This is a genomic window from Pseudonocardia charpentierae (genome assembly GCF_031845345.1).
GTDB lineage: Bacteria > Actinomycetota > Actinomycetes > Mycobacteriales > Pseudonocardiaceae > Pseudonocardia > Pseudonocardia charpentierae.
Window position 1 is genome coordinate 167496 of the sequence record NZ_JAVREJ010000001.1, and the last position, 14535, is coordinate 182030.

Annotated in this window: 16 protein-coding genes; 9 read left to right on the forward strand and 7 right to left on the reverse strand. The window is 71.1% G+C overall.

Annotation, left to right across the window (positions count from 1 at the left end):
• Positions 1–23: 23 nt before the first annotated feature.
• Complete coding sequence (locus RM445_RS00815) at positions 24–893, reverse strand: aldo/keto reductase (protein WP_311553963.1); 870 nt, start codon at positions 891–893, stop codon at positions 24–26.
• Positions 894–1040: 147 nt separating this feature from the next.
• Between RM445_RS00815 and RM445_RS00820 the strand changes: the two genes are divergently transcribed.
• Positions 1041–1463, forward strand: coding sequence for a VOC family protein (locus tag RM445_RS00820; protein WP_311553964.1), 423 nt, complete (start codon positions 1041–1043; stop codon positions 1461–1463).
• A gap of 41 nt (positions 1464–1504) precedes the next feature.
• On the opposite strand, the gene RM445_RS00825 is transcribed toward RM445_RS00820, so the two are convergent.
• Positions 1505–1630 (reverse strand): hypothetical protein, encoded by a 126-nt coding sequence (locus RM445_RS00825; protein WP_311553965.1) that lies wholly within the window; start codon positions 1628–1630, stop codon positions 1505–1507.
• 44 nt (positions 1631–1674) lie between these two features.
• On the reverse strand, positions 1675–2247 hold the full coding sequence (locus tag RM445_RS00830) for an Rv1733c family protein (RefSeq protein WP_311553966.1): 573 nt from the start codon (positions 2245–2247) through the stop codon (positions 1675–1677).
• 146 nt (positions 2248–2393) lie between these two features.
• Between RM445_RS00830 and RM445_RS00835 the strand changes: the two genes are divergently transcribed.
• The 5 genes from RM445_RS00835 to RM445_RS00855 all read left to right on the forward strand — a co-directional run bounded on the left by RM445_RS00835 (position 2394) and on the right by RM445_RS00855 (position 6626).
• The gene (locus tag RM445_RS00835; protein ID WP_311553967.1) at positions 2394–2786 is read left to right on the forward strand and encodes a PPOX class F420-dependent oxidoreductase; all 393 of its coding nucleotides are present in this window, start codon (positions 2394–2396) and stop codon (positions 2784–2786) included.
• Positions 2787–2904: 118 nt separating this feature from the next.
• Entirely contained in the window at positions 2905–3186 is a 282-nt protein-coding gene (locus RM445_RS00840; RefSeq protein WP_311553968.1) for a metal-sensitive transcriptional regulator, read from the forward strand.
• Positions 3187–3213: 27 nt separating this feature from the next.
• Complete coding sequence (locus RM445_RS00845) at positions 3214–3420, forward strand: heavy-metal-associated domain-containing protein (protein ID WP_311553969.1); 207 nt, start codon at positions 3214–3216, stop codon at positions 3418–3420.
• A gap of 84 nt (positions 3421–3504) precedes the next feature.
• The gene (locus tag RM445_RS00850) at positions 3505–4362 is read left to right on the forward strand and encodes a hypothetical protein (protein WP_311553970.1); all 858 of its coding nucleotides are present in this window, start codon (positions 3505–3507) and stop codon (positions 4360–4362) included.
• On the forward strand, positions 4359–6626 hold the full coding sequence (locus RM445_RS00855; protein ID WP_311553971.1) for a heavy metal translocating P-type ATPase: 2268 nt from the start codon (positions 4359–4361) through the stop codon (positions 6624–6626). The genes RM445_RS00850 and RM445_RS00855 overlap by 4 nt, the downstream gene beginning before the upstream one ends.
• An 80-nt stretch (positions 6627–6706) precedes the next feature.
• On the opposite strand, the gene RM445_RS00860 is transcribed toward RM445_RS00855, so the two are convergent.
• Complete coding sequence (locus RM445_RS00860) at positions 6707–7588, reverse strand: AraC family transcriptional regulator (protein WP_311553972.1); 882 nt, start codon at positions 7586–7588, stop codon at positions 6707–6709.
• A gap of 186 nt (positions 7589–7774) precedes the next feature.
• On the opposite strand from RM445_RS00860, the gene RM445_RS00865 reads away from it, so the two are divergent.
• Together RM445_RS00865 and RM445_RS00870 are read left to right on the forward strand one after the other, a co-directional pair.
• Positions 7775–9421, forward strand: coding sequence for a flavin-containing monooxygenase (locus tag RM445_RS00865; protein ID WP_311553973.1), 1647 nt, complete (start codon positions 7775–7777; stop codon positions 9419–9421).
• Positions 9418–10482, forward strand: a complete 1065-nt coding sequence (locus RM445_RS00870) for an alpha/beta fold hydrolase (RefSeq protein ID WP_311553974.1) — start codon at positions 9418–9420, stop codon at positions 10480–10482. The genes RM445_RS00865 and RM445_RS00870 overlap by 4 nt, the downstream gene beginning before the upstream one ends.
• Positions 10483–10565: 83 nt before the next feature.
• Here the strand turns inward: RM445_RS00870 and RM445_RS00875 are convergent, their stop codons facing one another.
• Positions 10566–11756: an MFS transporter gene (locus tag RM445_RS00875; RefSeq protein ID WP_311553975.1), complete on the reverse strand. Its 1191-nt coding sequence runs from the start codon at positions 11754–11756 to the stop codon at positions 10566–10568.
• Between the two features lie 65 nt (positions 11757–11821).
• On the opposite strand from RM445_RS00875, the gene RM445_RS00880 reads away from it, so the two are divergent.
• Positions 11822–12505: a maleylpyruvate isomerase family mycothiol-dependent enzyme gene (locus tag RM445_RS00880; protein ID WP_311553976.1), complete on the forward strand. Its 684-nt coding sequence runs from the start codon at positions 11822–11824 to the stop codon at positions 12503–12505.
• A gap of 20 nt (positions 12506–12525) precedes the next feature.
• Here the strand turns inward: RM445_RS00880 and RM445_RS00885 are convergent, their stop codons facing one another.
• Positions 12526–12885: a hypothetical protein gene (locus tag RM445_RS00885; protein ID WP_311553977.1), complete on the reverse strand. Its 360-nt coding sequence runs from the start codon at positions 12883–12885 to the stop codon at positions 12526–12528.
• A 78-nt stretch (positions 12886–12963) separates the two neighbouring features.
• On the reverse strand, positions 12964–14463 hold the full coding sequence (locus tag RM445_RS00890; RefSeq protein WP_311553978.1) for a DHA2 family efflux MFS transporter permease subunit: 1500 nt from the start codon (positions 14461–14463) through the stop codon (positions 12964–12966).
• Positions 14464–14535: the final 72 nt, after the last annotated feature.

Sequence of the window (14535 nt, forward strand, 5' to 3'; positions counted from 1 at the left end):
CCGGCGAGCCGGGGAATCATCGGTCAGCCGGCCGCGTCGGTCAGGGCCGCCATCTCGTCATCGGTCAGCGACACGCCCGCCGCCGCCACGTTGTCCTCCAGGTGCGCCACCGACGACGTGCCCGGGATCGGCAGGATCACCGGAGAACGATGCAGCAGCCAGGCGAGCGCGAGCTGGCTGGGCGACACGCCCTTCTCCGCCGCGATCTTCGCGACCGGGCTGCCCTCCCCGGCCAGCTCCCCCGTCGCCAGCGGGAACCACGGGATGAACGCGATGTTCTCGCGCTCGCAGTGGTCGAGGACCTCGCTCGCGGCGCGGTCGGCGAGGTTGTAGCGGTTCTGCACCGAGACGATCGGGGCGATCTTGCGCGCGGCCTCGATGTGCTCGACCGGCACCTCGGACAGCCCGATGTGCCGGATCTTGCCCTCACCCTGCAGGGCGGCGAGCTCGCCGATCTGGTCCTCCAGCGGCACCTTCGGGTCGACGCGGTGCAGCTGCAGCAGGTCGATGCGCTCGAGGCCGAGGTGGCGCAGGTTCAGCTCCACCTGCTGGCGCAGGTACTCGGGCCGCCCGACCGGCACCCACTTGCTCGGCCCCTGCCGCGTGAACCCGACCTTGGTGGCGATGACCAGGCCCTCGGGGTAGGGGTGCAGGGCCTCGCGGATGAGGTGGTCGGCGACGAACGGACCGTAGGAGTCGGCGGTGTCGATGAGGTTCACGCCGAGCTCGACGACGCGCCGGAGCACGCGGATCGCCTCGTCGTGGTCGCGCGGCGGGCCCCAGACGCCGGGGCCGGGGAGCTGCATCACGCCGTAGCCGAGGCGGTGGACGGGCAGGTCGCCACCGATCGCGAACGTGCCCGACCGATCGACGGCCGAGGTGGACTGGGTCATGGACGAGCCTCCAGGTCGGTGTTCGGGGCGCACCCGGCCCCACCTAGACCTCGACACCGCGGCCGCCGAGATTCTTCCGGCCGCACCGATGAGATCCCGGTCGACGGGGCGTCGAACCCGACGAAACCCCCGAGAGAGGATCCCCCGATGGCCACCGCGATCTTCGTCAACCTGCCCGTGTCGGACCTCGAGCGCTCGAAGGCGTTCTTCACCGCACTCGGCTACACCATCAACCCGCAGTTCAGCGACGACACGTGCGCGTCGGTCGTCTTCAGCGACACGATCTACGCGATGCTGCTCACCGAGGCCCGGTTCAAGGACTTCACGCCGAGGGCGATCGCCGATGCGCGCACGACCACCGAAGCCATCCTCTGTCTCGGCGCGTGCAGTCGCGACGAGGTCGACCGGATCGCCGACGCGGCGCTGGCCGGCGGTGGCAGCCTCGTCTCCGACCCGCAGGACCACGGCTTCATGTACGGCCGCAGCTTCGCCGACCCGGACGGCCACATCTGGGAGGTCATGTGGATGGACCCGGCCGTCGCGTCGGGCGCGAAGCCCGGCGACATGTAGGAGACCTGACGGTCGGCGACATCGGGGGGTGTCGCCGACCGTCAGCTCCGGCTCTCGTCGTAGGCGTCCCGGGCCGCGACGACCTCGGGCACCGCCCCCTCCAGCAGCTCCACCAGCGCCCGCACCTGCTCCGCGCGACCTCGAGCGCCTGCTCGGCCGCCCGCCACCACCCTCGCCGACGCCCTGCGCGCCGACCACCGCTGGTACGGAGTCAGGGGGCGGCGGTGCCCCGGCCGCTCCACTGCGGCTCGACCAGCCGCCACTGCCGCTCCCACGCCGTGCAGTTGCGGGCCAGGACCACGGCCCGCACGCCCATCCAGGCGAACACCAGCAGCAGGATCCCGCCGAGGGTCACCGCCGTACCGGCGGCGACGGCCGAGAACACCGCGTCGCCCCGTGTGGGCGGCTCGATGCCCACCCGCCCGTTGCCGTTGACCTCGACCCGCACCGGCGTCCCGGCGATCAGGTTCCCGGTCACGGGCACCTGCCCGACCTGCGGGCGTCCGGTCTGGTCGACGTAGCTGACCCGGGTGGGCCGGCTCGGACCGGGACCGATCGGCGGGGCGTCGTCGAGCAGCACCCCCACCACGGTCGTGCGGGTGGCGGCGTCCTGCTTGATGCGGTCGAGACCCGCGTCGTAGGCCGCCGACGCGGCGACCACGGCCAGGACCACCGTCAACAGTCCGGCGAGAACCAGCAGCCAACCCACGACGCGCTGCACCTGATCGGACCGACGACGAGGGAGCCTGTCGACCGTCGGACGGTCCGGGATGTGCTGCGACATCGCCACACCTCGCCTCGCTGCAAGCGTGCTCATCGCCGTCATCTGCATGTAACACGGCGGCAACAGGCAGTGTGCCCCATCCGGGGGGCGTCGAACCACCGCCCCGATTACGGTCGTGAAGCACATCCCACCGATAAGGAGTCGTCTTGTCCCTCGACAGCACCGTCGTCCGGCTCGCCAAGGGCGCCAACCTGGCAACCGTCGTCACCCTGATGCCCGACGGGCAGCCGCAGGCGCAGTACACCTGGGTCGACACGGACGGCGAGTACCTGCTGGTCAACACCGAACCCCAGCGGCAGCGCTTCAAGAACCTCCAGCGCGATCCCAAGATCACCGTGCTGATCCTCGGCGACAACCCCTGGGACTGGGCCGAGGTCCGCGGCCACCTCGCCGACACCGTGGACGGCCAGGAGGCCCGCGACCACATCGACTTCCTGGCGAAGAAGTACCTCGACGCCGACAGCTACCCCAACCCCATCGGCCCCGACGGTCGGATCATCCTCAAGATCGCGGCGGACAAGGTCAACACGTCAGGCTGACGCTGCGCCGCGAGAGCCCGGCTGCCTTTGGCGGCCGGGCTCTCGGCGGTTGCGGCATACCCCATGGGGGTGTAGAAAGGTAAGTACCCCCCGAGGGTATCGCCACGGAAGGACCGCGATGAACGGCTACACCCAGGACAAGGACGCCTACCTCAAGCGCATGCGTCGCATCGAGGGCCAGGTCCGCGGCATCGCCAAGATGATCGAGAACGACCAGTACTGCATCGACGTGCTCACCCAGGTCTCCGCCGCCACGAAGGCGCTCGAGGCCGTGGCGTTGGGCCTGCTCGAGGAGCACCTGCGGCACTGCGTCGCGCAGGCGGCCGCAGACGGGGGCGACGTCGCCGATGAGAAGCTCGCCGAGGCCAGCGCCGCGATCGCGCGCCTGGTCAAGTCCTGAGGGGCGAAGTCGTAGGGAGACCACGAAATGGACCACCACACGTACACGGTCAGCGGCATGACCTGCGCGCACTGCGTCATGTCGGTCACCGAGGAGATCACCGCGATCGACGGCGTCACGGACGTCGCCGTCGACCTGCCCACCGGCGCGGTCGCCGTCACCAGCGACCGCCCGCTCGACGACGCGGAGGTTCGCACCGCTGTCGAGGAAGCGGGCTACGAGCTCGTGGGCTGACCGCCCGTCAACACCACCAGGCCGGTGCGGTCCGCGGCAGCCGCCGCACCCACCTCGCCGGCCTCCAGCCACAGGAACGTGGACATGAACACCGCACTGAAGCTCTCCGCCTACGGCGCGGCGCTCGCCGTGCTCGTCGCGGGTACCTACTCCGTCGGCACGGCCGTCGGCCCCGTCTCCGCCGGCTCCCCGGCACAGCGCGCACCCGCGCACATCGACGACCACGCCGCGACGACATCGGGCCACGAACCCGGCGGCCTCGCGTCGACCAGCGACGGATACACCTTCGTCCCCGACACGACGACGCTCGGCTCGGGCACCTTCGCCTTCCGCATCAGCGGACCCGACGGCGTCCCGGTCACGGCCTTCGACCAGGTCCACGACCGGCAGCTGCACCTCATCGTGGTGCGGCGCGATGCCACGGGCTTCCAGCACGTGCACCCCGAGCGCGACGCGGCGGGCACCTGGCGGGTGCCCCTGACCGTCCCCGCCGGCGGCGTCTACCGGGCGTTCGCCGACTTCACCCCCACCGGCGGCCCGGAGACCACGCTCGGCGTCGACCTGTTCGCCCCCGGCGACTTCCAGCCGGTCGCGCAGGCAGCGAGCCGGACGAGCACCGTCGACGGCTACACCGTGACGCTCGACGGCGAGCTCGTTCCCGGCGCCACCTCGCCGCTGCGGCTGAACGTCACCCGCGACGGGGCGCCCGTGACCGATCTGCAGCCCTACCTCGGCGCGTACGGCCACCTCGTCGCCCTGCGCGGCGGCGACCTGGCCTACCTGCACGTGCACCCCGGCAGCACGGCGACGTCCGGGCCCGTGGTCGGGTTCGACGCCGAGGTGCCCAGCGCCGGGACCTACCGGATGTTCTTCGACTTCCAGGTCGGCGGAGTCGTGCGGACGGCCGACTTCACCGTGACGACCGCGGGGAGCCCGGCATGAGCACCCCGACAACCACCACCGAGATCGAGCTCTCGCTCGGCGGCATGACCTGCGCGTCGTGCGCGAACCGCATCGAGCGCAAGCTGAACAAGCTCGACGGCGTGCAGGCGTCGGTCAACTACGCCACGGAGAAGGCGCGGGTTCAGGCTCCGGCGGACCTCGACCCGGCCGTGCTGGTGGCGCAGGTCGAGGCGGCGGGCTACACGGCGACGCTGCCCGCGCCGCCCGCCGAGGACGCCGACGTCGTCGCCGTCGCGGAGCCCGACGCCACGCGCGCGCTGCGCGACCGGTTGATCGTCAGCGCGCTGCTCACGGTCCCCGTCATCGCGCTGGCGATGGTGCCCGCCTTCCAGTTCACGTACTGGCAGTGGATCTCGCTGACACTGGCCGCTCCGGTCGCCGTATGGGGCGCCTGGCCGTTCCACCGGGCGACGTGGGCGAACCTGCGCCACGGCGCGACGACCATGGACACGCTCGTGTCGATGGGTGTGCTCGCGGCGTTCGGCTGGTCGGTGTGGGCGCTGCTGTTCGGCACCGCCGGCGAGCCGGGGATGGTCCACCCCTTCACGCTCGCCGTCTCCCGCGGCGACGCGGCGGGGCAGATCTACCTGGAGGTCGCGGCAGGCGTCACGACGTTCCTGCTGGCCGGCCGGTACTTCGAGGCCCGGTCGAAGCGGCGGGCGGGGGCGGCCCTGCGGGCGCTGCTCGAGCTGGGTGCGAAGGACGTCGCCGTGCTGCGGGACCACCGCGAGGTGCGGATCCCGGTCGGGCAGCTCGCGGTCGGCGACCGGTTCGTCGTGCGTCCCGGAGAGAAGGTCGCGACGGACGGGGTGGTCGAGGAGGGCCGCTCGGCCGTCGATGCGGCCCTGCTGACCGGTGAGTCGCTGCCCGTCGACGTCGAGCCGGGCGACGCCGTGGTCGGCGCGACCGTGAACGCGGGCGGTCGGCTGGTCGTGCGGGCCACGCGGGTCGGCGCGGACACCCAGCTCGCGCAGATGGGCAAGCTGGTCGAAGACGCGCAGACCGGCAAGGCGCCCGTCCAGCGGCTGGCCGACCGGATCTCCGGCGTGTTCGTCCCGATCGTGATCGCGCTGGCGGCCGGGACCTTCGCGTTCTGGCTCGGCACGGGGGCCGGCGTCGCAGCGGCATTCACCGCCGCGGTCGCCGTCCTGATCATCGCCTGCCCGTGCGCACTGGGGCTCGCGACGCCGACGGCGCTGCTGGTCGGCACCGGGCGCGGCGCGAAGCTGGGCATCCTGATCAAGGGCCCGGAGGTGCTGGAGGCGACCCGGCGGGTCGACACCGTCGTGCTGGACAAGACGGGCACGGTGACGGCGGGCCGCATGGAGCTGGTCGAGGTGCACGTCGACGCTGACTCTGATTCTGCCGCTGACGACGACGTCGCGGAGGACGAGGCCCTTCGCCTCGCCGCGGCGGTCGAGGCGGCGTCGGAGCACCCGGTGGCGGCGGCGATCGTCGCGGCCGCTCCCGGCGACCTGCCACCCGTCGAATCCTTCGAGAACGTCGAGGGGTTGGGCGTGCAGGGCGTGGTCGACGGCCACGCCGTGCTGGTCGGGCGTCCGGCCCTGCTCGAGCGGTGGAGCATCGCCCTGCCGCCGCCGCTGGCCGGGGCCCTGGCCGACGCGCAGGTCCGGGGACGCACCGCGGTGGCGGTGGCGTGGGACGGCGCCGCACGGGCGGTGCTCGTGGTCGCCGACACCGTGAAGCCGACCTCGGCCGAGGCGGTCGACCGGCTCCGCGCACTGGGCCTGCGCCCGGTGCTGCTGACTGGCGACAACGCCGCGGTCGCCCGCGCGGTCGCCGACGAGCTCGGCATCGACCCAGGATCGGACTCTGTGATCGCCGACGTCCTGCCCGCGGACAAGGTGGACGTCGTCAAGAAGCTGCAGGACGAGGGCCGGGTCGTCGCGATGGTGGGCGACGGGGTCAACGACGCCGCCGCCCTGGCGCAGGCCGACCTCGGCCTGGCGATGGGCACCGGCACGGACGTGGCGATCGAGGCCGCCGACATCACGCTGGTGCGCGGCGACCTCCGAGCTGCGGCGGACGCGGTGCGGCTGTCACGACGCACCCTGCGCACGATCCAGGGCAACCTGTTCTGGGCGTTCGCCTACAACGTCGCGGCGCTGCCGCTGGCGGCCACCGGGCTGCTCAACCCGATGATCGCCGGCGCGGCGATGGCGGCGAGCTCGGCGTTCGTCGTCGCGAACAGCCTGCGGTTGCGGCGGTTCCGCGCGCTCTGAGCGGGCCCGGCGATGTAGCGAAAGCGGCGTTGGGTGCACTCAACGCACCGAACGCCGCTTTCGCTACATCCGGGCGAGGCTCACGCGCCCGCCCGGAACCGCCCTGGTGTCACCCCCACCCGCGCCCGGAACACGCGCGTTAGGTGGCTCTGGTCGGCGAACCCGCACCGGAACGCGACGTCCGGCAGCGGGATGGCGGTCCGCATGAGCAGCGTCTTCGCGCGAAGCACCCGGCGGTCGACCACGAACTCGTGCGGACTCGTCCCCGTGGATCGACGAAAGTGACGCGCGAACCGGCAGCGACTGAGCCGCGCGACCGCCGCCAGGTCGTCCAGCGAGATCCGTTCGTGCAGGTTCTCCTCGACGAAGTCGCGCACCGTGCGCTCCTGCGCCGACGTCAGCCCGCCCGCCTCCGGCTCGGTGAAGGCGACGTCGGCGTGTCCCCGCAGGATGTGCACCGCCAACTGGCACGCGAGCGCGTCGACGAGAAGCCGGCTGCCCGCACCACCGCCGGCTGCCTCACGGGCGATCAACATCGCCGTCCGATGGATCGCCGGATCGTCGACCCGCACCTCGTCGCGCAGCGCGACGTCCGAGACGTCGCGGTCGTACATCTCCTGGCACGTCGTCGCCACCTCGTCCGCGGTGAGGTAGACGTGCACGACCTCGATCTCCCCCGGCCACACCCAGTGCGAAGCGACGGCCCGGGTGAGCAGCGAGACGTCTCCCGGACCCACGGTGTCAGCCGTCCAGGTGCCGTCGATGCTGCGCCGCATCGGTGTGGTCCCGCGCCGGTACGCGACGACCACGTGGTCGCGCAGCGGCGGCACCTCGACGTCCGATCCGCCGTATCGGTAACCGCGGACCGTCACGCCCTTCCAATCCTGCTCCGGACTGCGGACGGTGGGCGTTCCCGGCAGCCAGGCGGGGAGGTCGTCGGGCCGGATCAGGAGCTCGGTCATGAGGTCCTCCGGGTCCGCCTCGACACGATGCCCGAGAAGCGGCATTCGACGGTAACCGGACAGGGGGCCTGTGCGCCCCCTCTCATCGGACGGTTCGTTCCTTCAATGCCGTGCTCCGAACGTCCAAGCCTCCCGCGCCCGTACCGGGCACCGTTTGCGACGACGTGGCGACGAAGGGAGACCACGATGAGCGCTGCGGAACAAGGCCGGACCGGCGACGTCGATGCGGTGGTGATCGGCACAGGCTTCTCCGGGCTCTACATGCTCCACAAACTGCGCGACGAGCTCGGCCTCGCGGTCCGGGTGTTCGAGGCCGGCGGCGGGGTCGGCGGAACGTGGTACTGGAACCGCTACCCCGGAGCCCGCAGCGACTCCGACAGCTACATCTACGGCTACATGTTCGACGAGGACCTCTGGCGGAAGTGGGAGTGGAGCGAGCGCTATCCGGAGCAGCACGAGATCCGCGCCTACCTGGAGCACGTGGCGCAGCGGTACGACCTGAAGAAGGACATCACCTTCGGCACGCGCGTCGCCGCCACCACCTTCGACGAGGACGACGACACGTGGACGGTGACCACGGACGCCGGCGAGTCCGTGAGGGCGCGATACGTCATCGCGGGCGTCGGAGCGTTGTCGGTGTCGAACACGCCGCCGTTCGACGGCATCGACTCGTTCCGCGGCGAGAGCTACCACACCGGCCGGTGGCCGCACGAGAAGGTCGACTTCAGCGGCAAGCGTGTAGGCGTGATCGGTACCGGCGCGAGCGCCGTCCAGGCCGTCCCGCTGATCGCGCAAGAAGCGAGCGACCTCACGGTCTTCCAGCGCACTGCGAACTACATCATCCCGGCCAACAACGGCCCCGTTCCCGACGAGGTCCGGGAGGCCCGCAAGCAGGACTACGCGGGCATCCGCGAGCGCATCCGGAACTCGGTCTTCGGTTTCGAGCTCACGCTGCTCGAGAAGGGTGCGCTCGAGTCCACGGACGAGGAGATCGACGCCGTGCTGCAGCCCCGCTGGGACGAGGGCGGGTTCGGCATCTGGCTGGGCAGCTATGTCGACATGTTCTACGTCGACGAGGCGAACGCGAAGGTGCGGCGGTTCCTGCACGACAAGATCCGCGAGAAGGTGCACGACCCCGAGACGGCCGAGCTGCTGATTCCCCGGGGCTATCCGTTCGGCTGCAAGCGCAACCCGCTCGACTCCGGCTACTACGAGACGTTCAACCTGCCGCACGTCCACCTTGTCGACGTGAAGTCCAACCCGATCGCGGCGATCACACCGTCCGGTGTCCGTCTGGAGGACGGCACCGAGTACGAGCTCGACGCCATCGTCTACGCCACCGGTTTCGACGCAATGACCGGCCCGATGGACCGGATCGACATCCGCGGCCGCGGCGGCCGGTTGCTGCGGGAGAAGTGGGCCGAGGGGCCTCGCACGTACCTCGGCCTGATGAGCCACGGCTACCCGAACCTGTTCACGATCACCGGCCCGCAGAGCCCGTCCGTGCTGTCGAACATGCCCGTCTCCATCGAGCAGCACGTCGACTTCATCGCGCGGATCGTCGCCGACCTGGTCGAACGGGGCGCGTCGACGATCGAGCCGACACAGGAGGCGGAGAACTCCTGGGTCGCCGAGAACCAGCAACTGGCCGAGGCGACGCTCTTCCCGACGGCCGACACCTGGTACATGGGCGCCAACATCCCCGGCAAGCCACGGGTGTTTCTGCCCAACCTCAGCTTCGTCGGGCCCTACCGGGCGAAATGCGACCGGATCGCGGACAACGAGTACGAGGGCTTCACCATCTCCACTGCCCGGGAAGGGGCCACGGCGTGATCGAGAACGGCTACTACACCTCCGAGTTCCATGGCGACTACGACGACATCTCCATCGGGCGGCTGGATCTGGAGGAGGGCGGCTCGATCCCGGACTGCCAGCTCGCCGTGACCACGTGGGGGGAGCTCAACGAGGCGCGCGACAACGCCATCCTCATCACCACCTGGTACTCCGGCACCCATCAGATCTGGCGCGACGTCTACGTCGGGCCTGACCACGCACTGAATCCGGAGCGGTACTTCGTCGTCGCGATCAACCAGATCGGCAACGGGTTGTCGGTCGCGCCGCACAACGCCGACGGTCCGAACGCGAACATCAGCATGGCACGCTTCCCCAAGGTGCGTATCGGCGACGACGTGGTCGCGCAGGAACGGCTGTTGCGCGAGCACTTCGGCATCGAGCGGCTCGAACTCGTCGTCGGTGGATCGATGGGCGCGCAGCAGACCTACGAATGGGCGGTGCGGTTCCCGGACAAGGTGCGCCGGGCTGCACCGATCGCCGGCACCGCGCAGAACACGCCGCACGACTACCTTTTCACCAAGGCACTGTGCGAGCAGTTCTGGTCCGACCCGGGCTGGAACGAGGGCGACTACAAGTCGAACGAGGACGTGGTCGACGGCCTCAAGCGGCACTCCCACATCTGGGCGGTGATGGGTTTCTCCACCGAGTTCTGGAAGCAGGAGGTGTGGCGGGCGCTGGAGTTCACGTCCAAGGAGCAGTTCATCACCGACTTCCTGGAGCCCTACTTCACCGTCATGGATCCGAACGACCTGCTGACGATGGCGTGGAAGTGGCAGCACGGCGACGTCGCGCGGAACACGGGAGGCGACCTCGCCGCGGCACTGGGCCGGATCACGGCGAAGACCTTCGTGATGCCCATCGACGAGGACATGTTCTTCCCGCCGCGCGACTGCCGGGCTGAGCAGGAGATGGTCCCGGGCAGCGAACTGCGGGTGATCGAGGACATCGGCGGGCATCTCGGGCTGTTCGGCATCGCGCCGACCTACATGCCGCAGGTCGATCAGCACCTGGGTGAGCTTCTGGCGACCGAGGCCCCGTGACGAGCCGGCACTCACATTGAGCGAAAGCGGCGTTGGTTGCACTCAACGCACCGAACGCCGCTTTCGCTACGTCCGGGCGAGGCTCAGGTGGGACGACGCAGCAGGCTCACGAACGCCCCCACCGCCAGCAGCGCGACGATCCCCGCGAACACCACCGCCGTCGGCACCAGCCCGAACACCTGCGCACCGGCGCCCACGCCGATCACGGGGATCGAGATCGCGACGTAGAGGACGATGAAGTAGCTCGACGACACCTCGCTGCGCCGGTCGGCGGGTGCCGCGCCGGTCACCGCCTGGAGGCCTGCGCGGAAGCTCGCGCCCTGCCCGAGCCCGGCCACGACCGCTCCGATCAGCACCACGGGCAGCAGGGCCGTCATCAGCCCGACGGCGACGACGACCGTCCCGGCCGCCAAGGCGAGGCACCCGCCGAGCAGCGACGTCCGCTCCGGCAACCGGGCAGAAGCGATCTGCCCGACCGTGGCGCTGCCCAGCAACGCGAAGACCGTCAGGCCGGTGAGCAGGTGCCGGGTCTCGTGCAGCACCTGCCCGAGGAACAGCGGCGACACGGCGGTGAAGAACCCGAGCACGGCGAATCCCGCGAACCCGCTCACCGCGGCCCGCACGAACGTCGGGCGCACGTCGTCCGGGACGCCGACCCGCTGTATCTGCAGGCGCACGCGGCCCGGACGGCGCTCCACCGGCTCCGGCACCGCGGCCAGCCCGACGGCGGCGACCGCGACCAGCGCGACGTGCAGCAGGTAGGGCAGCACGAGCGGGTGCGGCGCACGATCGGCCAGCACGCCGGCAACGACCGGTCCGAGGCCGAGCCCGAGGACGTTCACGGACGCGGCCAGCAGCCCCGCTCGTGCCCGGCCGGTGGCCGGAGCGAGGTCGACGATGGCCGCCGTGGCGACGCCGGTGAACACCCCCGCGGACACGCCCGACAGCAGCCGTCCGGCAAACAGGGCGGGCAGGCTGTGCGGGATCACGAAGACCAACGAACTGAGCGCCGCCACCGCCAGCCCGGGGAACAGCACGGCCTTGCGCCCGAGCTGGTCCGACAGGCGTCCCACCACGAGCAGCGCAGCGAGCACGCCCACGGCGTAGGTCGCGAACACGACGGTGACCATGAGCCCGCCGAATCCGAGCTCCTGCTCGTAGATCGGATAGAGCGGGGTGGGCAGCGTCGCACCGAGCATGGTCACCAGGAAGGCCGCGGCCACCAGTGCCTGCGCGACCTGCGGCGTCACCCCGGGCCGCCTCGTGTCGGTCACCGTCGAACCCTACGTGCGGACCCCGAGGTCGGCGTTGCGCCGGAGCGGCACCTAGGGTCGATGTGGTGGACCTCGCACGGCAGATGCAGAGCATCGACCACGACGCGCACCGGATCGCGGACGCGGTGCGCAGGAACCCGACCGGGCGCGTGACCTCGTGCCCGGACTGGACGGGGGCCGACCTCCTGGCGCACGTCGCCGGCTTCGCCCGGTATCTCACCGACCTGTTCGCGGGCGCCGCGGACAACGACACGGAGTTCCCGAAGGTGCCGCCGGCCGAGGCGGCGCAGACGTACGACGCCGACGTCGCCCGGCTACTCCGCACACTGTGCGACACCCCGCCGGACGCACCGGTGTCGCACTGGGCGGCGGTGCAGCAGGTCGCGGCGTCGTGGCAGCGCCGGGCTGTGCACGAGCTGGCCGTGCACCGCTGGGACGCCGAGACGATCGGCGGCGATCCCGCACCGGTCGACCAGGACATCGCCCTCGACGGCATCGCGGAGTTCTTCGAGGTGTTCGTGACCACCGGGATCCAGGCCGGCTTCGTGCCCCCGGCGCAGGCGACGCTCGTCCTGGAGATCACCGACACCGGGACCCGCCGCGAGGAGCACCTGCCCCACCCCGGGTCCGTGACGACGATGCGCGGCACGGCGTCGGACCTGATGCTCGCGCTGTGGCGCCGACGCGACCCGCTCGCGTTCCACGTGGGCGGGCCGCGCGAGATGCTGGAGCACTGGCCCGCCATCTGACCGAGGAGCTGGCCGGCTGCTCAGGTATCGATCAGCCGCTGGGCGTGCGCGCGTTCGGCCTCGGTGACGAGGCTCGGGGCGCTGCTGCGGAACGTCCAGCGGGTGCGGGTTCCGTCTGGGCCGTCGCAGAACCCGGCAGCCAACGCCTCGTCGATCCGGGCACGCACCTCGGCCTCGCGACCCGCCTCCGTGGCGAACAGCACCCGCACCGCCACGGCCTCGTCACGCCGCTCGGCGCTCGTGTAGTGCGGGGCGACCGGGCAGGGCGGCGCATGATCGAAGGCCCCGCACAGGGCCAGGGTCACGGCGCCGCCCGGACCGGTGAGGTCCGCGTCGGGCTCCATGTCCAGCTCGGCGACGTGAGCAAAGGCGCTACGCACGGTACGAGTATGACCTCATCGATCGGGTGATCTGTCGCCGTCTACCCAACTGGCAATACTGCCGTAGCAAGCGTGATGTCAGTGCCCTGAGGGAGCGGCGACCGCGTCTTCGTGCTGCGGAGTCCGCACGAACAACGCCCCCACGATCGCCGCCACCGACAGGCACGCCGCCACCACGAACGCGGCGTGCACCCCGCCCGCGACGGCTTCGACCCCCACCGCACCGGAATCGGCCATCGCCGCCGACCGCACGCTGTACACGCTCACCAGCAGCGCCACTCCGGCGGCGCCCGCCAGCTGCTGCGTCGCGCCGAAGACCGCGCTGCCGTAGGAGTACAGCCGCGCGGGCAGCGCGCCCAGACCCGCGGTGAACAGCGGCGTGAACACGAACGCCAGGCCCACGCTCAGCAGCAGGTGGAACACCAGGATCTGGGCCGCCGGGCTGTGCACCCCGAGCAGCGTCGCGGACCACAGGGACATGCTGGTGAGGATGGTTCCCGGGATCAGCAGCGCCCGCGCACCGAACCGGTCGTACAGCCGGCCCACCACCGGCCCCAGCAGACCCATGACCAGACCGCCGGGCAGCAGGAGCAGGCCGGTGGTGAGCGGAGCGAGCTGCTGCACGGTCTGCATGTAGATCGGCAGCAGGACGATCGCGCCGAGCAGCACGGCCATCATCAGCATCATCAGCACCGAGGCGGCGGTGAAGATCCGGAACCGGAACGTGCGCAGGTCCAACAGCGCCCGGTCGTCGCGCTGCAGCACGATCTGCCGGCCGACGAACGCGACGAGCCCGACGACGCCGACGACGAACGCCACCCACGTCGTCGTCGACGGGCCCGCGGTCGACTCGCCGAAGCTGCTCAACCCGTACACCAGGCCGCCGAAGCCGAAGGCCGACAGGACGACCGACAGCACGTCGATGCGCATCGCCGTCGGCTCCCCGACGTCCGTGATCCGACGCAGACCCACGACGAGCGAGACGAGCGCGATCGGCAGCACGAGCCAGAACATGGCCCGCCAGCCGAACAGGCTCAGCACCAGCCCGGAGACGGCGGGGCCGATCGCGGGGGCGACCGCGATGACGATCGAGATGTTGCCCATCATGACGCCGCGGCGGGCCGGCGGGACGAGCGTCATCACCGTGGTCATCAGCAGCGGCATCATGATCGCCGTGCCGCTCGCCTGCACCACGCGGCCGGCCAGGAGCACCGGGAAGCCCGGCGCCAGCGCCGCGAGCAGGGTGCCGGTGCTGAAAAGGCTCATCGCCGCGCCGTACAGCGACCGCGTGCGGAAGCGGCGGATCAGGAAGCCCGTGATGGGGATGACCACGGACATCGTGAGCAGGAAGCCGGCGGTGAGCCACTGCCCGACGGCGGCGGAGACCTGCAGGTCCGTCATCAGCACGGGCAACGCCACGCTCATGATCGTCTCGTTCAGGATGACCACGAACGCCGACACGAGCAGGACGACGATCACCGTGCGGGAGCGCGGGTCCAACCGATCCGAGGTACCGCCGGGCGTCCCGGGCTCACCCGCCGGTGAGACGGGGCTGCGGACGTCGCTTCGTTCGGTCACGGAACACCTTCAGGTCGGGGACGGGCGGAGCGCGACGATCGGCCGCGGTCACCCGACCAGGCTACGGAAGGG